Here is a 24,146-nt window from a genome sequence, read left to right on the forward strand (position 1 = left end):
CGGTCAGCGGAACCAGCGCTCCAGGACGAGGGCGACGCCGTCGTCGAGCACGCCCGCGGTCACCTCGTCCGCCAGTGCCCTGATCTCGGCGGGGGCGTCGGCCATGGCGACCGAGTGACCCGCCCAGGCCAGCATCTCCCGGTCGTTGAGGTGGTCGCCGATGGCGAGGGTGGCCTCCGGCGGCACCTCCAGGGTCTGGCGCAGCTGCTCCAGCGCCCAGCCCTTGGAGACGCCGTGCCTGGAGACGGTGAGCCAGGGGCCGAAGTCGCCGTGGATCCAGGCGGTGCCCGGCACGTCGAACTCGCGCAGCAGCGCCGCCATCTGCTCGTCGGTGCCGCCCGGCCACCAGCCGCTGAGCCGGGGCGTGTGCTCGCTGCCGAGCAGGCCGTGGTCGACCACCCGGACGTGCCCGAGCGGGTAGTCGCTGGGGCCGTCGCCGGTGACCCACATGCCGACCCCGACCTTCTCCACCGCGAGCACCATCTCCGGCGCGCCCGCCCGGAGCGCGGTGATGGCGGGCAGCGGGTCGAAATCGGCGACCGCCAGCGCCTCGCCGCGGGCGACGTCGAGGTGGACGGCGCCGTTGGAGCAGAGGGCGTGGCCGTCGAGCAGGCCGAGCTCGGCCAGGACCGGCGCCACCGAGAGCATGGAGCGGCCGGTGGTCACGACGACGTGCGCGCCCGCGGCGACGGCGGCGCGCACCGCCGCCACCACCCGAGGGCGGACCGGCGAGCCGGACTTCAGCAGGGTGCCGTCGACATCCAGCGCGATCAGCCGCGGTTCTCCCCCGAAAGCATGCACTTCTCCATTCTGCCCCGGCCACCCGGGCGCGCCCGAAGTTTTCCCTCGGCGATCCGGTTCGGGACCGGACCCACCTCGAGCGAGCGCCGCGGGTGGCCGGGCAGGCCGCGGGCTGGTCGCCCGCGGCCCCCGACCGGTCGCTACCGGTCGGAGCCTTTGCCGCCGGAGTTGCCGGAGCCGCCGGAGTTGCCCGCACCGGAGCCGCCGCCCGAGCCGCCCTTGCCGGCCTTGCCGGACCCGGCGTTGCCCGAGCCGCCCCGGTCGGAGCCGTTTCGGCCGGAGCCGCCTCGGTCGCCCGAGCTGTCGTCCCCGGAGTCACGGGCGTTCGAGCCACCGGCCTTGCCGCCGCCCCCCGAGCTGTTCCCGCCGTCGCCGCCGGAGCCGCCGCCACCATTGCCACCGCCGGAGCCGTTGCCACCGTTGCCGCCGTCCCCACCACCGGAGCCGCTGCCACGGTCGCCACCGCCGGAGCCGCTGCCACCGTTCCCGCCACCGGAGCCGTTCCCACCGCTGCCACCGCCGGAGCCGTTCCCGCCGCCGGAGCCATCACCGCCACCGGAGCCGTTCCCACCGTCGCCGGTGGAGCCGTCGCCATCGGAGCCGGTGGAGCTGTCGCCACCGCCTGGGTCGCCACCGCTTCCGGCGCCTGCGCCGCCGCTGCCACCCGCGTCGCCGCTGCCAACCGCACCGGTTCCGCCTGTGCCGGTGCCGCCTGACCCGCCACCCCCCGAGCCGGCAGCGCCCGGACCGCCATTACCCGGACCGGGGTCGCCCGGACCGACACCGGCATTCGGGGCGCCGCCCGAACCCTCGGCACCCGGACCACCGCCGGAGGCGCCGACAGCACCGCTGTTGGCGACCCCTCCGCCGGGGGCGGGCGCACCGGACTCGGCACCGGCCGGACTCGCTCCCGACGTCCCCGCCGCGCCGGCGCTCGTCTCGCCCGCCACCGGCGCCGCGGCGCCTTCCGGCCCGGCGGGCGGCGCACCCGGCGACACCGCGCCGACACCGACGGTCCCCCACCCCGGCCCGATTCCCCGCCGCTCGTCCAGCCCGAAGCCGAAGCGCTGCAGGAACGGCAGCGGATTGGTGAAGCGCGCCGGGTTCGCGTAGGTGCAGTGCTCGGAGGCAGACCGCGGCACACCGTCCCCACCCCTCCCACCTCGGGAGACCGGGGTGAGCGGCGGCCCGAACACCCGAACCGTCGCCGCGCCCGGACTACCGGGCACAACCGGCCCGCCGACCGCGACCGGCACCCCACCACCCGGGACGACCGCGCTCCCGAGCGCGGCAGCCCCCCAGCCGCCCGCCGATGCGGACCCGTATCCCGGCACCAGCGCCACCCCCTGCCCCGGGAGGAACCGATCGAAGCTCGGCCCGGATTGCGCAGCGGGACCACCGAACACCGTCGCGGCGGACATGGCCAGCGCGGAGACCAGTGCGGCGCTGGAGAACACGCCGATGGGCGCGACGGGCTCGGCGCGCCGCAGCGGCGGCGCCAGGGTGCGCACCGCGAAGTGCGCGGCGCCGAGCGCGACGGTGTGCCCGGGGTCGGCACCGCGGAGCACCGGCAACCCGAGTTCGCCGAGGGTGCGGGCCACCTCGGGCGGCCGGGCCGCACCGCCGACCAGCAGAATGCCGGTGAGCTCGACCGGGTCGAGGCCGCTGCCCGCCAGGCAGTCGAGAACCAGAGGGAAGCTGGCCCGAATGTGCTCCGCGCGCAGCCCTTCGGTGTCCAGCCCGCGAATGCCGGGCGAGCCGGGCCGCCGGTACGCCTGCTCGGCGATCAGCGCGCCGAGCGGCTCGCCGCCGAAATCGCGCGAGCGCACGGGGGTTCCGACGATCGGATGGTCCGGCCAGTCCGGCCCGACCCGGACGACACCGAGATCGAGGCTGGTCGCGCCGAGGTCGTAGACGAGCACGAAACCCGTTCCGAGCGGACCGGTCTCGTGCTCCAGCCACTCGGTGGCGGCGACCGGCTCCGGCACCGGGAGCACGTGCCCGACCCCGGCGAGGTCGAGCGCCTGCGCCAGCCGGTCGATATCGTCCGCGCGGTAGACGGCGGGGTGCGCGAGCGCGACCCCGGCCCCGACCTGCTCCGCGTGCAGCAGGTCGCGCACGGCCGCGGCGACCAGCGCGGCGGGGGTCCACAGCCGCCCGGCGACGACGACGGGCTCGGCCTTCGCGGTGAGGTCGGCGAAATTCGCTGCCGGACCGCCCCACTCGGCGTCCGCCCCGACCCGCGCGACGCCGGGCGCCCCGATCCCGGCGGTACCGCGGCTGTCGAAGGCGATGGCCGTGGGCCGTACCCGCACCGACGGCCGCGGTTGCCCGGTGGTGGCCGAGGCCGTCACCGAGGTTGCCGAGCCCATGCTGATACCCACGCCAGTAGTCATCGCCATCCCGTCAACGCACCGTGACCACGTCCAGCACGCCGGATGCCCGGGTGGCCGCGGTCGTCTTCCGCACAGCCACTACAGATTAGCTGCTGCCTGCCCGGAGCCCTGCCGAATTGGCATGAAGCACCGCATTTTTAGGCCGACCGGTTGGCGTCGGGGAACAAAACCGCAGTGGAGAGCGGATTCGGACCGGTCGGCTCGCTTCACCGGCCGCGCGTGTCGTACAGCAATGGCTACCGATCAGCGACCCCCGAAGGCCGGCCGGAGAAGCCGAGCCGGGAACGGCACACCCGATCACCGACCGGTCGGTAACGAGAAAATAGCCGAGTAACGAAAGCGGCGCCGCCGGACCTGGGGGGAAGTCCGGCGGCGCCTACTCGAAGCGCGGCCCGCAGGGGGGTTCGGACCGCGATACGGGCCAGTTCTTGGGGGGAGTAGCTGACCCATTGCCGATGCTACGCCAGCACCCCGATATCCGGCGCTTTTCGTCATCAAATCGACATGTCAACCCCGAGAACCAGGCGAATTGCCCGAAGATCGCGGTCGAATCGCGCAGGCTGCCCGGCCCGGTTTGCGGGATTCGGCTCGGTCAGCTCTGCGTGAGCAGGCTCCGGAACCGGGAGCGCTTGGTCGCGGGCAGCGCGGCGCCGCCCGGCCGCACCCGCGGCGCCCGCAGCCGGACCAGCCGGTCGAACTCGTCGGCGCCGCGCGGCGGCGTGCCGAGCAACCCGGCATTGAAGTCCGCCGCGAGCTGCCGCACCGTCTCCTGCGCGCAGGACTTGTTGGTGCCGATGAAGCCGGTCGGGCCGCGCTTGATCCAGCCGGTGACGTAGCTGCCGGTGACCGGTGCCCCGCCCGGCTCGGCGAGCACCCGGCCCGCCTCGTTCGGCACCACCCCGCGCACCTCGTCGAAGGGCAGCCCGGGCACCGCGACGCCCCGGTACCCGACCGAGGTCAGCACCAGCCCGGCGTCGATCCGCTCGACCTCGCCGGTGGGCACCGCGGCCACCCGGCCGTCGGCGCCCGCCGCCAGCGCGGTCCGCGCGACCTCCACCCCGGTCACCCGGTCGGTCCCGATGATCTCGGTCGGCGCGGCGAGGTAGCGGAAGACGATCCGCCGCCGCGCGCCGACCGGCCGCCGCGCGACCTCGTGCAGCAGCCGCAGCTTCTGCTCGACCTTGTAGGGCAGCTCCGGCGTGATCGGCGGCAGCTCGCCCTCGACCACGATGTCCACGTCGGCGCCGAGCAGCCCGACGAACTCCGGGACGGTGAAGGCGGACTCGGCCGGGCCGCGCCTGCCGAGCACCACGACCTCCTCGACCTTGCTCTCGCGCAGCGCGCGCAGGGCGTAGGGCGCGATGTCGGTGCCGGCGAGCAGCTCGGGGTCGGCGGTGAGGATCCGCGCGACGTCCAGCGCCACGTTGCCGTTGCCGACGATCACCGCGCGCTTCTGGTCCAGGTCGAACCCGGCGTGCGCGTGGTCGGGGTGGCCGTTGTACCAGGCCACGAAGTCGGTGGCGGAGACGGTGCCGGGCAGCCCCTCCCCCGGGATTCCCAGCTTGCGGTCGGTGGAGGCGCCGACGGCGTAGATCACGGCGTGGAAGTGGTCGCGGAGCTCGTCCGGGGCGATGTCGGCGCCGATCTCCACGTTCAGGTACGAGCCGAACCCCGGCTGCGCCGAGATCACGTCGAAGAGCGCGCTGACCTGCCTGGTCCTGCCGTGGTCCGGCGCGACGCCGTGCCTGGCCAGGCCGTACGGCACCGGCAGCCGGTCCAGCACCGTCACCGCCACGTCCGGCTGGGTGAGCAGCTCGTCCGCCGCGTACATGGCGGAGGGGCCGGAGCCGACGATCGCCACCCGCAGCGGGCTGCGCTCGGTCTCGATCCGCGCGGCGGGCACCGGCCGCGCCAGCAGCGGGCGCGGCCGGGCCTGGCGGTAGAAGTCCGCGTTGATCTCGATGAACGGCTGCTGCTCCGGCGTCAGCTTCTTCGACGAGGTGATGGCGTCCACCGGGCAGGCCGAGGCGCAGGCGCCGCAGTCGACGCAGGCGGCCGGGTCGACGTAGAGCATCTCCGCGGTGGCGAAGTCCGGCTGGTCCGGCGTGGGGTGGATGCAGTTCACCGGGCAGGCGTAGACGCAGGAGGCGTCGCTGCAGCAGGACTGGGTGACGACGTAGGGCATGTCAGGCGGTCTTCACCAGGCGCAGCGGCTCGGAGCGGAAGCGGGTGACGTGGCCGTCGATGCCGAGCGCCTTCCACAGCCGCCGGGAGACCGGGTTCATCATGCCGATCTTCTCGGCCAGCATCCGCACGTCGCCGAAGTAGTCGGCGAAGACCTGCTTGGCCTCGTCGGAGCCGTAGAACAGCTCCTTGCGCACCGAGTCGGGCACGTCGAACTCGTCGAAGAAGGTGCGCGGCGGGGTCGCGATGGCCCGGCCCAGGATCCACATGATCAGCGGCATGGCCAGCGAGAGCACGAAGCGCTGCCGAGCATTGCGCTCCGGCACGTGCTGCTCCAGGAACTCGTGCGCGAAGGAGATGTGCCGCGCCTCCTCGGCGATGTGGATCGCCATCACGCCGCGCATGATCGGGTGGATGCTGTCGGTGGAGCGCAGGATGTCCTTCTGGATGTGGTCGATCGGCTCCTCGCCCGCCAGCACCGCCATGAAGAACAGGTTCGGGAAGTTCACCGCGACCGGCACCGCGAGGTGCCGCAGCTGGCGCACCAGCGGGCCCATGCCCGGCACGTCAACGCCGATCCGGTTCACCATCTCCTGGAACATCAGGGTGTGGTTGTGCTCCTCGATCATCTCGTGGGAGCAGTAGCGGAACTCCGGCGAGCCGTTCGGCAGCCCGAAGACATGCTGCATCATGCCGCTGATCAGGATGGCCTCGAACTGCAGCCCGACCTTGGCGATATTCGCCTGGCGGTACTTGCCGATCTCGATCTGCCGCTCCTTCGGGAGCGCGAGGTACCACGGGTGCCTGCCGAGCGGGTCGGCGGACGGCGGCAGGATCCAGCGCTCCTCGCCCGCGTCGGCGGCGAAGTCCGGGTTGTCCCAGTCGATGTCCTCGAACGGGTCGAAGTTCTTGTTGACCGAGCCCTCCGACAACAGCAGCAGCTTCGCGGCGTACTCCTGGGCCCGCGCGAGGTCGGGATCCGCGAAGGGCTTCTCGGCTGTCGACATCGTCGTCACTGCCTCTCGTAGGTGGCTTTAACTGTATCCCATAGTTACACCTACGAGCAGTAACGTCAACCGCCGCACAGCAGAAGGGGCGGGGTATGTCACGGCATACCCCGCCCCGAACCGAGAAATCGCGCTCTAGACCTCCGGGATCCTGGTGGCGCGGACGTAGACGGTCTCGCCCTCGGCGAGCCGCAGCGCCTCGGCGTCGCCGCGGGTGACCTGGGCGGCGAAGAGATCGCCGGTGGCGGCGTTCTTCAACTCGACCCTGACCTCGAAGCCGAGCCGGACCACCCGCTCGACGGTGGCGCGGGTGACGCCGGAGGACTCCGCGGTGCCCTCGTGCTCGGCCAGCGCCATGCTCGGATCCCGGCCGACCCGGATGTCGTGCGGCCGGACCAGGTGGCCGTTGAGCCGGGCGACCTCGCCGAGGAAGGACATGACGAACTCGTTGGCGGGCCGGTCGTAGACGTCCTCGGGGCTGCCGACCTGCTCGATCCGGCCCTTGTTCATGACCGCGATCCGGTCGGCGACGTCCAGCGCCTCCTCCTGGTCGTGCGTGACCAGGACCGTGGTGACGTGCACCTCCTCGTGCAGCCTGCGCAGCCACTTGCGCAGGTCGGCGCGGACCTTGGCGTCCAGCGCGCCGAACGGCTCGTCCAGCAGCAGCACCTTGGGGTCGACCGCGAGCGCGCGGGCCAGCGCCATGCGCTGCCGCTGCCCGCCGGAGAGCTGCGCCGGGTAGCGGTGCTGGAAACCGTCCAGCCCGACGATGCCGAGCAGCTCGTCCACCCGCTTGGTGATCTCCGGCTTGGGCCGCTTGCGGATGGCCAGCCCGAAGGCCACGTTGTCCCGCACGGTCATGTGCTTGAAGGCCGCGTAGTGCTGGAAGACGAAGCCGATGTCGCGCTTCTGCGGCGGCACCCTGGTGACGTCGCGGTTCTCGATCACCACCACGCCGGAGTCCAGCGACTCCAGCCCGGCGATCGCGCGCAGCAGCGTCGACTTGCCGGAGCCGGAGGGGCCGAGCAGCGCGGTGAGCTCCCCGGCGGGGATCTCCAGCGTGACGTCGTCCAGCGCGGCGAACGTGCCGTAGTGCTTGTTCGCGTTGGTCACGGTGATCGTCATCGGGAGCTCCGCTTGCGGTCGAGGAGGGTCATGAGCAGCAGGGTGATCAGGGCGAGCGCCATCAGCACGGTCGCGGCGGAGTAGGCGCCGAACACGTTGTGGTCGTTGATGTAGCGGCCGTGCACCAGCAGGGTCAGGGTGAGCGACTTGCCGGGCAGCGCGGAGGAGACCATGATCACCGCGCCGAACTCGCCGAGCGAGCGGGCAACGGTGAGGACGACGCCGTAGGTCAGCCCCCAGCGGATGGCGGGCAGCGTGACCCGCCAGAAGGTCTGCCAGCCGGAGGCGCCGAGCGTGGCCGCCGCCTGCTCCTGCTCGTCGCCGATCTCGCGGAGCACCGGCTCCACCTCGCGCACCACGAACGGCAGCGTGACGAAGATGGTCGCGAGCACCATGCCGGGCAGCGCGAAGATGACGTTGATGCCGAGCTCCGCCAGCCCGCCGAACCAGCCGCCGACGCCCCAGAGCAGGATCAGCGAGACGCCGACCACCACCGGCGAGACCGCGAACGGCAGGTCGACGATGCCCTGCACCAGGCTGCGGCCCGGGAACTTGCCGCGGACCAGCGCCAGCGCGGTGACGATGCCGAAGACCACGTTCACCGGCACCACGATCACCAGGATGATCAGCGAGAGCTGGAACGCCGAGATGGCGGCCGGGGTGGTGATCGATTCGAAGAAGGCCAGGATGCCGCGCTCGAAGGTGCGCCACAGGATGACCAGCAGCGGGAGCACCAGCAGCACGAACAGGTAGCCGAGCGCGATCACGCGCAGCGAGAGCCGCGCCGGAAGGGAGAGTTTCATCGGCTCGCCGCCTCCCGCCGGGAGCTGCGCTCGGCGAGCAGCCGGAGCAGCAGCAGCGAGGCGAACGAGATGGCGAGCAGCACCACCGAGACCGCGGCGGCGTTGACCTGCCGGTCGATCTCGATCTGCTTCTGGATGTACTGCGACGCCACCTCGGTCTTGCGCGGGATGTTGCCGCCGATCAGCACCACCGAGCCGTACTCGCCGATGGCGCGGGCGAAGGCCAGGCCGCCGCCGCTGAGCACCGCGGGGGTGAGCGTGGGCAGCACGATCCGCCGGAAGGTGGTCCAGTTGCTCGCGCCGAGCGAGAGCGCGGCCTGCTCCACCTCGCGGTCGGCCTCGATCAGCACCGGCTGCACCGCGCGCACCACGAAGGGCAGCGTCACGAAGGCCAGCGCCACCACCAGGCCGGGCTGGGTGGCGTTGAGGTGGATGTCGACCGGGCTCTCCGGGCCGTACAGCGAGAGCAGCACGATGCTGGCCACGATGGTCGGCAGCGCGAAGGGCAGGTCGATGAGGGCGTTGACGATGCCCTTGCCGGGAAACTCGTCGCGGACCAGGACCCAGGCCACCAGGGTGCCCATCACCACGTTGAGCACGGCGACGATCACCGAGACCATGACGGTGATGCGCAGTGAGTCCAGCGCGGCGGGCGCCGTCACCGCGTCCCAGAAGCCGGCCCAGCCGTCCTGGAACGAGGTCACGGTGAGCGCCGCCAGCGGAAGCACCACGATGATGCTCAGCCACAGCACCGCGGTGCCGATGCCGAGCGGGCCTACCGATCCGGTCACTTTCAGCCAGGAGCGGTCCCGGCGCGGCTTCGCGGGCTCGGTGAGCACGGTCGGGCCCGGCGCGGGCTTGCTGTCGGGAACACCGGAGCCGGGCTCGCGCCCGGCTCCGGATGCACTGCTCTCGGTCACGATCGTCCAGTATCCCGTGTGCTCCGAGTCACGACGTCACTTGGTCGCGTTCTCGTAGATGACCGCGACCTTGCCGGTGTCCGCGGTGAACAGATCCTTGTCGACGGCCTTCCAGCCGCCGAGGTCAGCGATCGTCCACTCCTTCTGCGGGGTCGGGAAGTCGGCGGTGAACTCCGCGGCGATCGCCGGGTCGACCGGGCGGAAGCCCGCGGCGGCCCAGGCGCGCTGGCCCTCCGGGGTGAACTGGAAGTCGCGGAAGGCGTTCGCCTTCTCCAGGTTCGGGCTGTTCTTCAGCACCGCGATCGGGTTCTCGATCTTGAAGGTGACCGGCGGGATGACGTGCTCGATCTGGTCGCCGTTGCGCTCCGAGAAGATGGCCTCGTTCTCGTAGCTGAGCAGCACGTCACCGGTGCCCTGCAGGAAGGTCTCGGTCGCCTCGCGGCCGGACTTCGGCTGCACCTTCACGTGCTCGGGCGAGACCAGCTGGGCCAGGTAGTCCAGCCCGGCCTGCTGGTTCTTGCCGCCGTCGGACTTGGCGGCGTAGGGGGCGAGCAGGTTCCACTTGGCCGCGCCCGAGCTGAACGGGTTCGGGGTGACCACCTCGACGCCGGGCTTCAGCAGGTCGTCCCAGTCCTTGATGCCCTTGGGGTTGCCCTTGCGCACCACGATGGCGACCACGGAACCGAACGGGATGCCCTTGTCCGCGCCCGCGTTCCAGCTCGCGTCGACCAGCCCGGCGTCGACCAGCCGGGTGATGTCCGGCTCGACCGAGAAGTTGACCACGTCGGCGGCGGCGCCGTCCTTGACCTTGCGGGACTGGTCGCCGGAGGCGCCGTAGGACTGCTGGACCTGGACGCCCGCGCCCGCCTCGGTCTTGTTGAACTCGGGGATCACCTTGTCGAAGCCGGGCTTCGGCACGGCGTAGGCGTAGAGGTTCAGCGTGCCACCGCTGCCGTCGGCGCCCCCGCCTTCGGTGGAATCGCTCGCGCCGCCGCCGCAGGCGGTGAGCGCGACGGCCGCGAGCGCCGTGAGGGCGACCGCGAGCGGCTTGCGACGGGACCGGGTACGACCGGCGAACAACGACCTGCGAGACATCGCTGGACCTTCCTGTGTGATCCGCCGCGACGGGGTGACTGGGGTGCGGCGGACATCCGAGACGGCGCGCCGGACCGCACAGCGATCCGTTGATTTCGGAGCCCCGTCGCCGGATGCGCGCCGGTTCATCGAACGGACGCGACGGTGACCCCGCGAATCACCGACAGAGGATATCGGCGACTGCGAGGTTGCCGACAGCGATCAACGCCAATTCATGGCGGACCTGCGGGACGGCACTCGGAGACACGGGCAGACTGTAGCAGGATCAGCGGGTCAGCAGCCAGGCGACGACGACCAGCACCAGCAGCGCGACCAGCGCCAGCTGCACCCGTGAGCGCGGCATCAGCGCACCACCGCCGGGCCCGCGGCGGCCGCGTCAGCGACACCGGCGAGTCCGGCGCCGGGGTCGGCGGGCCCGACCGGGGAGGGCGCCTCCGGCGTCCGGTCCCGGCCGAGCAGGTGCAGCACCGCGCGCAGCGTGCGGTCCAGCCCGAAGGCGATGGCCACGCTGATCGGCACCATGCCGAGCAGCACGACGAGGAACTGCGGGATGAACGGCAGCCCCGCCACCCAGAGTTCGAACCCGTCCCACCAGCCTGCGATCTGCTCCACGCCCCCCAGCCTAGTGGTCGCCGCCGTGCCGGGAACGACCCGGCATCATGGGGGTATGGCGCCGACCGATCACCCCGAACAGACCGCGCTCAGCGATTCGCCTCCGGCCGGGGCGCTGCCCGCCGCCGCCGAGCCGGGCGGCGGCGAGGTGCCGCTGCTCAACCCGACCACCGAGGCGCAGCGCTACGGCGCCTACCCGCCGATCGACGACTACGCCTTCCTCAGCGACTGCGAGACCACCTGCCTGATCGCCAGCAACGGCGCGGTGGAGTGGATGTGCGTGCCGCGCCCGGACTCGCCGAGCATCTTCGGCGCCATGCTGGACCGCAGCGCGGGGCACTTCCGGATCGGGCCGTACGGCCGCAATGTCCCCGCCGCCCGGCGCTACCTGCCCGGCGGCATGATCCTGGAGACCACCTGGCAGACGGAGACCGGCTGGCTCATCGTCCGGGACGCGCTGGTGCTCGGGCCGTGGCACAACAACGACCAGCGCAGCCGCACGCACCGCCGCACCCCCATGGACTGGGACGCCGAGCACATGCTGCTGCGCACGGTGAAGTGCGTGAACGGCACCGTCGAGCTGGAGATGAGCTGCGAGCCCGCCTTCGACTACCACCGGGCCGCCGCGCGCTGGGAGTACACCGGCAAGGTCTACGAGGAGGCGACCGCCACGATGGCGGCCGACCCGACGGCGGGGCCGACGCTCACCCTCACCTCCGACCTGCGGCTCGGGCTGGAGGGCAGGGAGGCGCGGGCGCGCACCAGGATGGTGGAGGGCGACGAGGTGTTCGTCGCGCTCACCTGGTCCGAGCTGCCCGCGCCGAAGAGCTACGCCGAGGCGGCGCAGAAGATGTGGGCCACCATCGAGAGCTGGCGGCAGTGGATCACCCTCGGCAAGTTCCCGGACCACCCGTGGCGCAACTACCTGCAGCGCAGCGCGCTCACGCTGAAGGGGCTCACCTACGCCCCGACCGGCGCGCTGATGGCCGCCGCCACCACCTCGCTGCCGGAGACCCCCGGCGGCGAACGGAACTGGGACTACCGCTACAGCTGGGTGCGCGATTCCAGCTTCGCGCTCTGGGGGCTCTACACGCTCGGGCTCGACCGCGAGGCCGACGACTTCTTCGCCTTCCTCAACGAGGTCACCACCGGCCAGGACGGCGCGCCCGTTCCGCTGCAGGTGCTCTACGGCATCGGCGGCGAGCGGGAGATCACCGAGAGCACCCTTGACCACCTGGCCGGGTACGACGGCGCCCGCCCGGTGCGGGTCGGCAATGCCGCCTACGACCAGGTGCAGCACGACATCTGGGGCACCATGCTCGACTCGGTGTACCTGCACGTGCGGTCGAGGCAGCAGGTGCCGGAGACGCTGTGGCCGCTGCTGGAGCGGCAGGTGCTGGCCGCCGTCGAGCACTGGCGGGAGCCGGACCGCGGGATCTGGGAGGTGCGCGGCGAGCCGCAGCACTTCACCTCGTCCAAGATCATGTGCTGGGTGGCGCTCGACCGCGGCGCCCGCCTGGCCGAGCTGCACAACCTGGCCGAGCGAGCCGCCGAGTGGTTCGAGATCGCCGAGGAGATCAGGGCGGACGTGCTCGCCAACGGCGTGGACGCGGACGGCGTGCTCACCCAGGCCTACGGCAGCGCCACCCTGGACGCCTCGCTGCTGCTCGCGGTGCTGGTGCGCTTCCTGCCCCCGGAGGACGAGCGGATCCGGGCCACCGTGCTCGCCATCGCCGACCGGCTCACCGTCAACGGGCTGGTGCTGCGGTACGACACCGAGACCACCGACGACGGCCTCTCCGGGGAGGAGGGCTCCTTCGCGATCTGCTCCTTCTGGCTGGTCTCCGCGCTGGTGGAGATCGGCGAGCTGCAGCGGGCCAGGCACCTCTGCGAGCGGCTGCTCGGGCTGGCCAGCCCGCTGCGGCTCTACGCCGAGGAGATCGACCCGCGCAGCGGCAGGCACCTGGGGAACTTCCCGCAGGCCTTCACCCACCTGGCGCTGATCAACGCGGTGACGCACGTCATCCGGGCGGAGCAGACGCGCGACGCCGGGTTCTTCCAGCCCGCGCACTCCCCGCCCGCCCGCTGACGGGCCGGGGTCAGTACGGAGCGAGCGCCTCGGCCCGGCCGCGGACGGCACGCAGCTCGTCCAGGTGGCGCTCCAGCTCGGCGAGGCGCTCGGCGCGCCGGTGGCCGTACCGGCCATCGGCCTCCGAGGCCACCCGGAGCACCTCGTCGGCGCCGCGCAGCACCTCGGTGGCCAGCTCGGTGAAGTGGTCGCGCAGCGCGCGCTGCACCGCGCGCAGCCGGTTCCGCGACTCCTTGCCGACCTGGAACACCACGTCGTCCATGAGCCGCGCCACCGCCACCTTCGCCTCGGCGCGCCTGCGCAGCTTGCGCGCCTTGCGGTCGTCCCAGAGCGCGTTCACGCCGAGCAGCACGCCTGCACCGGCCGAGTACCAGTTCACCAGCGACATGCCGAGCAGGCTGGTGGCGAGGCCGACCATCAGGATGCCGCCGTAGGAGCCGCGCAGCGCGGAGAGGAACTGCTGGGTGACGCCGGGCTTGCCGCTCTCCAGCGGCTCCAGCGGCGCCACCTCCTCCAGCACCTCGCCGGGGTTGGCCAGCCGCAGGTCGGGCAGTGGCGGCTTGCGGTGGTGCGCCGGGAACTTCCCCGCCACCTGCTCGCACAGCTCCACCGAGCGGTAGTGCGCGACCACGAAGTTCTCCTCGACCGCCTCGCAGATCCTGGCGTCCAGGTCGGCGGCGAACTCCTTCCAGCGCTTGGCCGGGTCGGTGTCGGCGATCTCGGCCTCGGCGTCGCGCACCAGGCTGCGCAGCCGGTGCCGCAGGTCGTGCTCGATATCGGCCATCAGCTCGGTGCTGCCGTCCACCAGCGTCACCTGCCAGTTGGCGGTGCGCTGCCGGAGCTGGTCGGCCTCGTCCCTGGCCAGCGATAGTCGCCGGGTGATCTCGGCGCGCCTGCGCGGGTCGCGCAGCGACTCCTGCTCGGTGCGCAGCGAGCTCTCCAGGTGCCCGGCGAGCAACCGGATGTCGCCGATCGCGGCGTCCCTGGCCACCACGTCGGCGCGGTTGACCACGAAGTCGCGCAGGTGGTCGACGAGCTGCGGCAGCCCGGACTCGATGTCGCGGTGGTAGTCGCCATCGGCGACCGCGTCCAGGTGCAGCTGCGCGGAGATCGGGGCGACCGCGAGGCCGAGCCCGGCCGAGTCGAGCAGGTCCCGGTTCCGCTGCTGCACCGCGGACCAGTGCGGGTACTGGTCGATCTTGGTGAGCACGCAGATGACGGTCGGGCAGACCCGGTGGATGCGGTCCAGCTGCTCCAGCTGCTCGGCGTCGAACTCGGCGCCCGCGTCGGTCACGTAGAGCACCGCGTCGGCGGCGGCGATCATCGACCAGGAGGTGTGGTCGTCCCCGGTCGAGCCGGGCGCGTCCATCAGGACGATGCCGTCGGCCAGGAACGGGCTCGGCTCGGTGTACTCGATCCGGACCACGCCGTCGGTGGCGGCCAGCGCCGCGGCGGCGCCGCGCGGGTCGATCGGGGTGCGCTCGGTGCGTCCGGGCGCGCTCGACTTCACCAGCACCGCCGCGGGCTCCGTCCCGTACTCGACGATCACCGGGACGCCGGAGCCGTCGGTGCCGCTCACCGGCGCCCCGATCAGGCTGTTCACCACGGTGCTCATCCCGGACCTGGGTCGGCCGACCACCACCAGCCGCACCCGCGGGTCGCTGAGCTTGGCCAGCGCCATGCCGATGCGGCCGTTCAGGTCCTCGCGCCCGGCGAACCGGGCCGTCTCCCGGAGATCCTCGAGAATCCGGATGAGCGGCGCCATGACCTCCGGATTCTTCGCCGTCGCGGCCTCGAGCCCGGCTACGACAGACAAGCCGATCTCCTCACTCTCGATCGTCGCGATGCCGACCGGCGCCGCGATGTTTCCAGCCATAGTGGTGCATCGGACCGGCTGCCGCATCGGCGCGGTACGAAACCGCTCGGTCCGGCTGCTACAGCAGCGCGCCGCCGTGGTCGCCGGGCAGCGGATGCAGCAGGTCGCCGTGGGCGAACCCGCCCGCGCCGCCGAATTCGCTCGCCGCCAGCGTGTGCGGGTGGTGCTCGGTCAGCGCGGGCAGCTGCCACCAGTGCCCGCTGCCGTCGTCCGCGATGCCCTGTGCGTTCGGCTTCGGCTGGGTGGCCGGGTTGGGCGGCGCCGGGACGGCCGGATTGTCCACTGTCGGAACGGTACCGGGCTGATCCGCGGCGGGCGGCCGCACCCCGGTCGGCACGGCGGGCGCCGAGGTGGCTGGCAGGTCGACGGTCGGCGCCGTGCCGGTGCCTGGCCCGCCGCTGTCGCCCGCCGTCGGGCTGCCGGTGCCGGGGGCGCCGGTGCTCGGGCGCACGGGGTCCGGCTGCTCCGCGGTGCTCGGCCGGGTCGGCGCCTCCGGGCGGGTGGTCGGCGCGGCGGGCGCCGAGGTCCCCGGGGTGCCGGGGTCGGCGCTCGGGGCGGTGCTGCCCTGGCTCGGCCGGGTGGGGTCGGTGTCGCCGGTGGGCGGGGTCCTGGTGACGGTGACGTCGGGCAGCGTGGTCGGCGCGGGCTTGGTGGTGACGCCGGTCTCGGCGCCGGGCCGGGTGGTCGGGGTGCCGGGCTCCGCGGACGGCACCTGGACGGTGGTCCTGGTGACCGTGGTCGGCAGCCCGGTGCCGGGAACGGTCGTGTCCCCCTGCGGCGACGTGACATCGGTGGGTGCCGTCGTCCCCGGCTCCGGCCGGAACGGCGGCGCCACCACCGGCGGGAACAGCAGCGGGAGGTCGGCGGCGGGCGCGGTGAGCGGGGACGGCCCCGGCGGCGGCGCGAGCACATTGGCGATCGGCGTGCTCGCGGCATCCGGCTGGATCGTGGTCTGCAGCGGGGTCGCGGCCACCACCGGCGGCGCGGCCACCGCGGGCGCGACCGCGATCGGCACCGCGGCGGCTGGCGCCACCGGTGCGGGCTGCGGCGCGGGCGCGGCGGCGGCCTGCACCGGGGCGGGTGCGGGCACGAAACCGTGGCCCGCGGGCGCGCCCGCCCCTGACCCGCCGAGCCCGGAGCTCAGCCCGGACCCGCCCGCGCCCGGCAGCGCGCCGTCGGTATTCGTCCGCCCGGCGCCCGGCGTCGAGCCGAGCCACTCGCCGAAGCGGTCCAACTGGTCGCCGATGCCGGTGCCCGCGGCGGCCTCGACCCTGACCCCCGCGGCGGCCTCCACCCGCATGTCGGTGTACAGGTAGGCGCCCTGCGGCCCGAGCCCGAAGTCGACGGTGAAGTGCGTGTCGATCTCCAGCCCCGCCTCGACGCCGAGGTAGACGCCGAACGGGTCGCTGCCGATTCCGTCGAACAGCCCACCGCCGAAACCCGTTCCCGGCGTGCCGGGCTCGTGGTGGCCCGCCTCGTCGGCGGCCCCGAGGTCGGTGTCCGACATCCGGGTCAGCCCGAGCGGGTCGGCGCCGGGCGCGGTGAAGGTGGTGTCGCCGGTGCCGAATCCGTGCCCGGCCTGGCCGAGGCCGTGCGCGGGCAGGCCGAAGCCATCGGCCTGGTCCTCGTCCTCGGGCGTGCCGCCGATCCCCTCCCACCAGCTCGGCATGTCCGGTACCTGGAAGTGCGGCAGGCCGGTGCCCGGCACCGCGAAATCAGCGCCGGGCCAACCGGTTCCGGGCCCGACCGCGGCGGAGTCCCAGCCGGGGGTCAGCGGGATCTGCCCGGCGCCGGGCGCCTGCCCCAACTCGAGGCCCGGGGTGGTCGCGCCCGCCCAGCCGGTGCCGGGCGGGACGGCGGCGACCATGCTGTCGCTGCCGGGCGGCGTGCCGAAGCGGAGCCCGGGCGCGGTGGCGTCGGCATCGGGCAGCGGCGCGGGTGCGTCCTGGTGCGCGACCCGCTGCGGCGCCACCTCGGCCGGTTCCGGGTCCGGAAAGGTCAGCACCGGGCTCGGGACGTCGGGATCCGGGTCGCTGCTGCGCGCCCAGCCCGCGTTCCAGCTGTCCAGGTGCTGCTCGGAGCCGGGCTGGGCGGGCACCCCGCCGCCGTTGGCGGCCACCAGCGCGCCGCCGGTGACGTAGGCGCCCGCGCGCGCGGTGCGCGCGACGCCGTTGGCCACGCGGTATGCGGTGTCCCCGCGCTCGCCCGTCTCGTCGTCGTCGAAGGGCAGATCACGCGTCATTGAAGCTCCAGCTCTCGATTTCCTGCGGCGCACCACACCGGGCGTCCCGCGGAGTCGGCCCCACCCTATTCGGCGGGTCCGGAGCTGTCATATTCTCCGCCGCTCGCAGCGCTCGGTTGTGGTGAGCACCCCTACCTTGCCAAAGCCGGGAGGGGAGCGAAAGCCCCGTTTCAGCGGGGCGCGGCGGAGCTGAGGTTCGGCGCTACTTCTTGTCCTTCGGCTTGTCCGCGGCGGCGTCCGAGGAGAGCGCGGCCACGAAGGCCTCCTGCGGCACCTCCACCCGGCCGATCGTCTTCATCCGCTTCTTGCCTTCCTTCTGCTTCTCCAGCAGCTTGCGCTTGCGGCTGATGTCGCCGCCGTAGCACTTGGCCAGCACGTCCTTGCGGATGGCGCGGATGTTCTCGCGGGCGATGATCTTCGAGCCGATGGCGGCCTGGATCGGCACCTCGAACTGCTGGCGCGGGATGAGCTCGCGCAGCTTCGTGGTCATCTTGTGGCCGTACCCCTGCGCGGCATCCTTGTGCACGATGGCGCTGAACGCGTCCACCGCCTCGCCCTGCAGCAGGATGTCCACCTTGACCAGCGCCGAGACCTGCTCGCCCGACTCCTCGTAGTCGAGGCTGGCGTACCCGCGGGTGCGCGACTTCAGCGAGTCGAAGAAGTCGAAGATGATCTCCGCCATGGGCAGCGTGTAGCGCAGCTCGACCCTGGTCTCGGAGAGGTAGTCCATGCCGCCGAGCTCGCCGCGGCGGGACTGGCACAGCTCCATGATCGAGCCGATGAACTCGCTCGGCGAGATGATGGTGCACTTCACCACCGGCTCGTACACCGAGCGCACCTTGCCCTCCGGCCAGAACGAGGGGTTGGTCACCACGTGCTCGGCGCCGTCCTCCATGTCCACCCGGTACACCACGTTCGGCGCGGTGGAGATCAGGTCCAGGTCGAACTCGCGCTGCAGCCGCTCGCGGGTGATCTCCATGTGCAGCAGGCCGAGGAAGCCGCAGCGGAAGCCGAAGCCGAGCGCCACCGATGTCTCCGGGGCGTAGGTCAGCGCGGCATCGTTGAGCTGCAGCTTCTCCAGCGCGTCGCGCAGATCGGGGTAGTCAGAGCCGTCCACCGGGTAGAGCCCGGAGTAGACCATCGGGCGCGGCTCGCGGTAGCCGGTGAGCGGCTCGGCGGCGCCGTTGCGGGCGGCGGTCACGGTGTCGCCGACCTTGGACTGCCGCACGTCCTTCACGCCGGTGATCAGGTAGCCGACCTCGCCGACGCCGAGCCCGGCGGTCGGCTTCGGCTCCGGCGAGACGATGCCGATCTCCAGCAGCTCGTGCGTGGCCCCGGTCGACATCATCTTGATCTTCTCGCGCGGGGTCAGCTTGCCGTCCACCACGCGCACGTAGGTGACGACGCCGCGGTAGGTGTCGTAGACCGAGTCGAAGATCATGGCGCGCGCCGGGGCGTCCGCCTGCCCCTGCGGCGCGGGCACCTGCCGGACCACCTCGTTCAGCAGCTCCGGGACGCCGACGCCGGTCTTGCCGGAGACCCGCAGCACGTCGCCCGGCTCGCAGCCGATGATGTGCGCGATCTCGGCGGCGTAGCGGTCCGGGTCGGCGGCCGGGAGGTCGATCTTGTTCAGCACCGGGATGACCGTGAGGTCCTTGTCCAGCGCCAGGTACAGGTTCGCCAGCGTCTGCGCCTCGATGCCCTGCGCCGCGTCCACCAGCAGCACCGCGCCCTCGCAGGCCTCGAGCGCGCGCGAGACCTCGTAGGTGAAGTCGACGTGCCCGGGGGTGTCGATCAGGTGCATGACGTAGTCGTCGCCGTCCAGCTGCCACGGCAGCCGGACGTTCTGCGCCTTGATCGTGATCCCGCGCTCGCGCTCGATGTCCATCCGGTCGAGGTACTGCGCGCGCATCTGCCGCTCCTCGACCACTCCGGTGAGCTGCAGCATCCGATCGGCGAGCGTCGACTTGCCGTGATCGATGTGGGCGATGATGCAGAAGTTCCGGATCCGGGACGGATCGGTGAACGTGGTGTCGGCGAAGCTGGCGGGCACTCCACTCCTCGGCTCTGGTCTGCGGCGAACGGGCTCCATCGTCCCACGAGCACGGTGGAGCCCCCGTCAGCGGTTCGTTATTCTTCCCGCATGGCCCGCACGTGGAACTCCATCGGCAAGCAGCTCGGCACGATCGCGAAGCAGCAGGGGCCGAAGCTGGTCCGGCAGCAGGGCCCGAAACTCGCTGAGCGGCTGCTCGGTTCGCTCACCGGGAGCAAGCGCGGGAACGTCTCGGTGCGGCCGACCGCATCGGTGCCGGTGCCGACCGCCGAGCGCGCCAGGCAGATCGTCTACGCCCCGCAGCTGGACGGCCGCGCCGACCCCGGCGAGATCGTCTGGACCTGGGTGCCCTTCGAGGAGGACCCGAGCAACGGCAAGGACCGCCCGGTGCTGGTGGTCGGCCGGGACCGGCGCACCCTGCTCGGGCTCATGCTCTCCTCGAACGCCGACCGCGCGCACGATTCCGACTGGATCGGCATCGGCAGCGGCAACTGGGACCACGACGGCAGGCCCAGCTGGGTCCGGCTGGACCGGGTGCTCGACGTGCCGGAGGCCGGGATCCGCCGGGAGGGCGCGGTGCTCGCCCGCAAGACCTTCGACCTGGTCGCGCACCGGTTGGTCGCCGAGTACGGCTGGCACTGAGCCCCGTTCGCTCAGGAGACGACGTCGCGCGCCCGGCCGAAGAGCAGCCCGTACAGCAGCGCGCCGAGCACCCCGCCGAGCAGCGGGAAGACGATGAACGCCCAGAGCTGCCCCATCGCCCCGTCCTGGTAGGGGGCGACCGCGATGCTGCGCGCCGGGTTCACCGAGGTGTTGTCCACCGGGATCGAGATCAGGTGGATCACCGCGAGCGTGAAGCCGATCGAGATGCCCGCCAGCGGCAGGTCGGAGATCTGGTCGGTGGAGGCGAGGACCACGAAGACCAGCAGCGCGGTCAGCATGACCTCGACGATGATCATCGCGGCCATGCCGTAGCCGTTCTCGATCACCACCATGCCGAGCGGGCCGGTGGTGGCCGACGGGCTGTGGCTGCCCCAGCCGTTGGCGCCGAGGCCGTCCACCGCGCGGTCGTAGCTGGGCAGGTTCTTGGCCAGCGCGAAGAGCACCAGCCCGGCCAGCAGCCCGCCGATCAGCTGGGCGATCCAGTACCCCACCGCGCTGACCACGCCGAGCCTGCCGAGCAGTAGTTGCCCGAGGGTCACCGCGGGGTTCACGTGGCACCCGGAGATCGGCCCGATCGCGTAGACCAGGAAGAGCAGGGAGAGCCCGAAGGCGAGCGCGACCCCCAGCGCGCCGACCCGGTCACCGGCCAGCACCGCCGTACCGACGCCGCCCATCACCAGGAAGAAGGTGCCGAACGCCTCGGCACCCCACTTCTTCACATCGGGAATCGGCCGCTGCTCGATCGCTTCTTCGACGATTTCCTGCGCCGTGGGAGACATACCGCCACCTCGTGCTTCCAAAGGAAACTGCATAGTTGCTGAGAGGTCGAGCGGTCCTGAAATTACTACGCGAGGCGGGTGATCTCCACCACCACGCGCATGTCGGTCGAGCCGCCGCCGGAGAAGATGCCCTTCAGCGGGGGCACATCGGAGTAGTCCCGCCCGACGCCGACCGCGATGTGCTGCTCGTTGATCGCGATGTCGTTGGTCGGGTCGTACCCCCACCACTGGCCGGTCCACGCCTCGATCCAGGCGTGCGACTGCCCCTCGACGGTGGCCCCGATCTCGGCGCCCGGCTGCGGGTGCAGGTACCCGGAGACGTACCGGCTCGGAATCCGCATGGCGCGCAGCAGCAGCAGGGTCAGGTGCGCGTAGTCCTGGCACACGCCCCGGCGCTCGGCGAAGGCCTGCACCGCGGAGGTGTGCACCGAGGTGCTGGCCGGGGTGTAGTCCATCTCCCGGTACACCCACTCGGCCGCCCGCACCACCGCCTTGGCGGGCGAGCCGGTGCGCGCGAGCTGCGCGGCCAGCTCGCGCAGCTCGGCGTCGGGCGGGACGTAGGGCGTCGGCGCGAGCAGTTCGTCGAAGCGGTCGGCCACCGCGTCGGTGTGCAGCTCCTCCCAGCTCAACTCGTCGGCCGGGCCGGGGAAGGGCTCGGTCTCCACCACCGAGGAGCCGATCACCTGCAGCTCGGTGTGCGGGGCGTGCAGGTCGAAGGCGGTCACCGTGGTGCCCCAGTAGTCGGTGTAGCGGTAGGAGCGGGTGGCGGGGGCGGTCTCCACCCGGTTCAGCACCACGTTCTGCCTGTGGTCGCCGCGCGGGGTCAGCCTGGCCTCGTTGAAGGACCGGGTGACCGGCGTGTCGTAGACGTAGTCGGTGGTGTGCACCACCCTTGTCCGCCAGCTCACAGCTCCACCCGCTGGTCGTGGCTGCCCTGCAGGTCGGTCCAGGCCACCCAGGGCGCCGCGTGGAAGTACTGCAGCGCCACCGCCTCGCTCACCTCGCGGCAGGTGCGCTGCAGCGAGAGCAGCCGGGTCTGCAGGTCTTCCAGCAGCACCCCCGGCGGCAGGAACTCCAGCTCGCTGCGGGCCCGCCCGAGCAGCCGCTGCGCCTCGTGCCGCGCCCCGACCCGGCTGCTGGGCCGCTGGTCCAGCTCGGCCAGGCAGGACTCGGCGACCTGCACCGAGTGGAACACCGAGCGTGGGAAGAGCCGGTCGAGCAGGATGAACTCGGCCACCCGGTTGGCGTCCAGCGCGCCGCGGTGCGTGCGCAGGTAGGTGTCGTGCGCCCCCGCCGAGCGCAGCACCGTCACCCAGGCGGGTGACGAGGTGCGGTCACCGGCCCGGGAGAGCAGCAGCCGCACGGTCATGTCGACCCGCTCGATGGCCCGGCCGAGCAGCAGGAAGCGGTAGCCGTCGTCCCGGCTCATGGTGGAGTCGGAGAGCCCGGCGAACATGGCCGCGCGGTCCTGCACGAAGTGGAAGAACTCGTGCGGGCCGAGGCCGCGCGCCGCGGACTCGGCGGCGGCCAGCCCGTTGTACGTGGCGTTCAGGCACTCCCACATCTCCCCCGAGGTCACCTCGCGGGCGCCGCGGGCGTTCTCCCGCGCCTTGCCGACCGAGTCCACGATCGAGCCGCCGTGCGCGTCGCTGAAGGCCACCAGCTCGGTCACCGACCAGACGTCGAGCGCCCCGGCGGGCGGCTCGATCCCGAGCACCCGGAGCAGCAGCCGCGAGGTGCGGTCCGGGTCGACGGTGGCGTCCTCCAGCAACTGGTGCACCGCGACGTCGAGGATCCGGGCGGTGTCGTCGGCGCGCTCAACGTAGCGGCCGATCCAGTAGAGCGATTCCGCGTTCCTGGCCAGCATCAGGTGCTCCCTCCGGTCCCGGGCCCGGCCGAGCGGGCCGCCTGCTGTTGCTGCTGCTGTTGCTGCCCGACCTGCTCGGCGCTCAGCGCCCGGCCGGACTCGAAGGCGGGCGACTGCGGCGGCTCGGCGACCAGCTCGCCGCCGCCGAGTTCGCGGTCGGCCGGGGCGGCCTGCGCGGAGAGCACCCAGGTGTCCTTGCTGCCGCCGCCCTGGCTGGAGTTCACCACCAGCGACCCCTCCGGCAGCGCCACCCGGGTGAGCCCGCCGGGCAGCACCCAGATCTGCTCGCCGTCGTTCACCGCGAACGGCCGCAGGTCGACGTGGCGCGGCACCAGGGCGTCGCCGACCTTGGTCGGCACCGTCGACAGCTGCACGACGGGCTGTGCGATCCAGCCGCGCGGGTCGGCCCTGATGTTCTTCCCGACCTCGTCGAGCTCGGCGCGCGAGGCGTCAGGGCCGATCACGATGCCGTAGCCGCCGGAGCCCTCCACCGGCTTGATCACCAGCTCGTCCAGCCGGTCGAGCACCTCGGTGCGCTCGTCCTCCAGCCAGCAGCGGAAGGTGTCGACATTGCGCAGGATCGGCTGTTCGCGCAGGTAGTACTCGATGATGGTGGGCAGGTAGGCGTAGACGAGCTTGTCGTCGCCGACCCCGTTGCCGACCGCGTTGGCGATCACGACATTGCCCGCGCGCGCCGCGTTCAGCACCCCCGCCACGCCGAGCACCGAGTCCGGGCGGAAATGCATGGGGTCGAGGAAGGTGTCGTCGATGCGCCGGTAGATCACGTCCACCTGCCGCTCGCCCGCGGTGGTGCGCATGTAGACCACGTTGTCGCGGCAGAACAGGTCGCGCCCCTCGACCAGCTCCACCCCCATCTGCCCGGCCAGCAGCGAGTGCTCGAAGTAGGCCGAGTTGTGCACGCCGGGGGTCAGCACGACGACCGTCGGGTCGGCCTCGTTCGGCGCGGCCGAGGCGCGCAGCGCGCGCAGCAGGTGCGCCGGGTAGTCGCCGACCGCCCGCACCCGGTGCGAGCGGAACAGGTCGGGGAAGACCCTGGCCATCGTGCGCCGGTTCTCCATCACGTAGGAGACGCCGGAGGGCGAGCGCAGGTTGTCCTCCAGCACCCGGAAACCGCCGCGCTCGTCCCGGATGACGTCGATCCCGGCCACGTGGATGCGCACCCCGTTCGGCGGCGCCACCCCGACCGCGGCGCGGTGGAAGTGCGCGCACGAGGTGACCAGCCGCTTCGGCAGCACCCCGTCGCGCAGGATCTGCCGCTCGCCGTAGACGTCGGCGAGGAAGAGCTCCAGCGCCCGCACCCGCTGCCTGATCCCGGCCGCGAGCTCGGACCACTCCGCGTCGGCCAGCAGCCGCGGCACCAGGTCCAGCGGGAACGGCCGCTCCTGGCCGGAGTGCGAGAAGGTGATGCCCTGGTCGACGAAGGCGCGACCGAGCGCCTCGAAGCGCGCGGCCAGCTCGTCGGCGTGGATCGGGGCGAGCGCGGCGAACAGCCCGGCGTAGGGTGGCCGCACGGCGCCGTCCGGGCCGAACATCTCGTCGAATGCCTCGCGGAACCGGCCGGGGCCGTAACCGTCGAAGACACCGGTCGTGGTGGCGGGGTGCGTGGCGGACAT

Annotated in this window: 19 protein-coding genes; 2 read left to right on the forward strand and 17 right to left on the reverse strand. The window is 72.4% G+C overall.

Annotated elements, in window-relative coordinates:
* Positions 1–3: 3 nt before the first annotated feature.
* The 10 genes from ACFUUZ_RS08855 to ACFUUZ_RS08900 all read right to left on the reverse strand — a co-directional run bounded on the left by ACFUUZ_RS08855 (position 4) and on the right by ACFUUZ_RS08900 (position 10,943).
* Positions 4–801: an HAD family hydrolase gene (locus ACFUUZ_RS08855; RefSeq protein ID WP_378694047.1), complete on the reverse strand. Its 798-nt coding sequence runs from the start codon at positions 799–801 to the stop codon at positions 4–6.
* 140 nt (positions 802–941) lie between these two features.
* The gene (locus ACFUUZ_RS08860; RefSeq protein ID WP_378694049.1) at positions 942–3,197 is read right to left on the reverse strand and encodes a hypothetical protein; all 2,256 of its coding nucleotides are present in this window, start codon (positions 3,195–3,197) and stop codon (positions 942–944) included.
* A gap of 592 nt (positions 3,198–3,789) precedes the next feature.
* Positions 3,790–5,382 (reverse strand): FAD-dependent oxidoreductase, encoded by a 1,593-nt coding sequence (locus ACFUUZ_RS08865; RefSeq protein WP_378694051.1) that lies wholly within the window; start codon positions 5,380–5,382, stop codon positions 3,790–3,792.
* Position 5,383: 1 nt separating this feature from the next.
* Positions 5,384–6,388, reverse strand: coding sequence for a diiron oxygenase (locus ACFUUZ_RS08870; RefSeq protein ID WP_378694053.1), 1,005 nt, complete (start codon positions 6,386–6,388; stop codon positions 5,384–5,386).
* Positions 6,389–6,523: 135 nt separating this feature from the next.
* A complete protein-coding gene (locus ACFUUZ_RS08875; protein ID WP_378694055.1) occupies positions 6,524–7,513 on the reverse strand; it encodes a sulfate/molybdate ABC transporter ATP-binding protein in 990 nt (329 codons plus the stop codon).
* A complete protein-coding gene (gene cysW / locus ACFUUZ_RS08880; protein WP_378694056.1) occupies positions 7,510–8,316 on the reverse strand; it encodes a sulfate ABC transporter permease subunit CysW in 807 nt (268 codons plus the stop codon). The genes ACFUUZ_RS08875 and cysW overlap by 4 nt, the downstream gene beginning before the upstream one ends.
* Positions 8,313–9,155, reverse strand: a complete 843-nt coding sequence (gene cysT, locus ACFUUZ_RS08885; protein ID WP_378694140.1) for a sulfate ABC transporter permease subunit CysT — start codon at positions 9,153–9,155, stop codon at positions 8,313–8,315. Before cysT ends, cysW begins: the two co-directional genes overlap by 4 nt.
* Positions 9,156–9,272: 117 nt before the next feature.
* The gene (locus ACFUUZ_RS08890; RefSeq protein WP_378694057.1) at positions 9,273–10,331 is read right to left on the reverse strand and encodes a sulfate ABC transporter substrate-binding protein; all 1,059 of its coding nucleotides are present in this window, start codon (positions 10,329–10,331) and stop codon (positions 9,273–9,275) included.
* A 157-nt stretch (positions 10,332–10,488) separates the two neighbouring features.
* Entirely contained in the window at positions 10,489–10,578 is a 90-nt protein-coding gene (locus tag ACFUUZ_RS08895; RefSeq protein ID WP_357021258.1) for an Ms4533A family Cys-rich leader peptide, read from the reverse strand.
* A gap of 95 nt (positions 10,579–10,673) precedes the next feature.
* Positions 10,674–10,943, reverse strand: coding sequence for a hypothetical protein (locus ACFUUZ_RS08900; RefSeq protein ID WP_378694058.1), 270 nt, complete (start codon positions 10,941–10,943; stop codon positions 10,674–10,676).
* Positions 10,944–10,998: 55 nt separating this feature from the next.
* Here ACFUUZ_RS08900 and ACFUUZ_RS08905 point away from each other — a divergent pair, with 55 nt between their 5' ends.
* A complete protein-coding gene (locus ACFUUZ_RS08905; RefSeq protein WP_378694059.1) occupies positions 10,999–13,032 on the forward strand; it encodes a glycoside hydrolase family 15 protein in 2,034 nt (677 codons plus the stop codon).
* A 10-nt stretch (positions 13,033–13,042) separates the two neighbouring features.
* Here the strand turns inward: ACFUUZ_RS08905 and ACFUUZ_RS08910 are convergent, their stop codons facing one another.
* The 3 genes from ACFUUZ_RS08910 to lepA form a co-directional block, all read right to left on the reverse strand.
* Positions 13,043–14,848 (reverse strand): dynamin family protein, encoded by a 1,806-nt coding sequence (locus tag ACFUUZ_RS08910; RefSeq protein WP_378694061.1) that lies wholly within the window; start codon positions 14,846–14,848, stop codon positions 13,043–13,045.
* A 118-nt stretch (positions 14,849–14,966) separates the two neighbouring features.
* Positions 14,967–17,150 (reverse strand): hypothetical protein, encoded by a 2,184-nt coding sequence (locus ACFUUZ_RS08915; protein ID WP_378694063.1) that lies wholly within the window; start codon positions 17,148–17,150, stop codon positions 14,967–14,969.
* A 202-nt stretch (positions 17,151–17,352) separates the two neighbouring features.
* Positions 17,353–19,242 carry a translation elongation factor 4 gene (lepA, locus tag ACFUUZ_RS08920; RefSeq protein ID WP_378694065.1) on the reverse strand — a complete coding sequence of 630 codons (1,890 nt, stop codon included), beginning with the start codon at positions 19,240–19,242 and terminating at the stop codon, positions 17,353–17,355.
* A 51-nt stretch (positions 19,243–19,293) separates the two neighbouring features.
* Here lepA and ACFUUZ_RS08925 point away from each other — a divergent pair, with 51 nt between their 5' ends.
* Positions 19,294–19,845, forward strand: coding sequence for a type II toxin-antitoxin system PemK/MazF family toxin (locus tag ACFUUZ_RS08925; RefSeq protein WP_378694067.1), 552 nt, complete (start codon positions 19,294–19,296; stop codon positions 19,843–19,845).
* An 11-nt stretch (positions 19,846–19,856) separates the two neighbouring features.
* Here the strand turns inward: ACFUUZ_RS08925 and ACFUUZ_RS08930 are convergent, their stop codons facing one another.
* The 4 genes from ACFUUZ_RS08930 to ACFUUZ_RS08945 form a co-directional block, all read right to left on the reverse strand.
* Complete coding sequence (locus ACFUUZ_RS08930; RefSeq protein ID WP_378694068.1) at positions 19,857–20,645, reverse strand: aquaporin; 789 nt, start codon at positions 20,643–20,645, stop codon at positions 19,857–19,859.
* A 65-nt stretch (positions 20,646–20,710) separates the two neighbouring features.
* Positions 20,711–21,553: a transglutaminase domain-containing protein gene (locus ACFUUZ_RS08935; protein ID WP_378694070.1), complete on the reverse strand. Its 843-nt coding sequence runs from the start codon at positions 21,551–21,553 to the stop codon at positions 20,711–20,713.
* Positions 21,550–22,512: an alpha-E domain-containing protein gene (locus tag ACFUUZ_RS08940; RefSeq protein WP_378694072.1), complete on the reverse strand. Its 963-nt coding sequence runs from the start codon at positions 22,510–22,512 to the stop codon at positions 21,550–21,552. Before ACFUUZ_RS08940 ends, ACFUUZ_RS08935 begins: the two co-directional genes overlap by 4 nt.
* A complete protein-coding gene (locus ACFUUZ_RS08945) occupies positions 22,512–24,146 on the reverse strand; it encodes a circularly permuted type 2 ATP-grasp protein (protein WP_378694074.1) in 1,635 nt (544 codons plus the stop codon). The genes ACFUUZ_RS08940 and ACFUUZ_RS08945 overlap by 1 nt, the downstream gene beginning before the upstream one ends.

The sequence above is a fragment of the Nocardia sp. NPDC057353 genome, assembly GCF_042667085.1.
In the GTDB taxonomy this organism is placed as follows: Bacteria; Actinomycetota; Actinomycetes; order Mycobacteriales; family Mycobacteriaceae; genus Nocardia.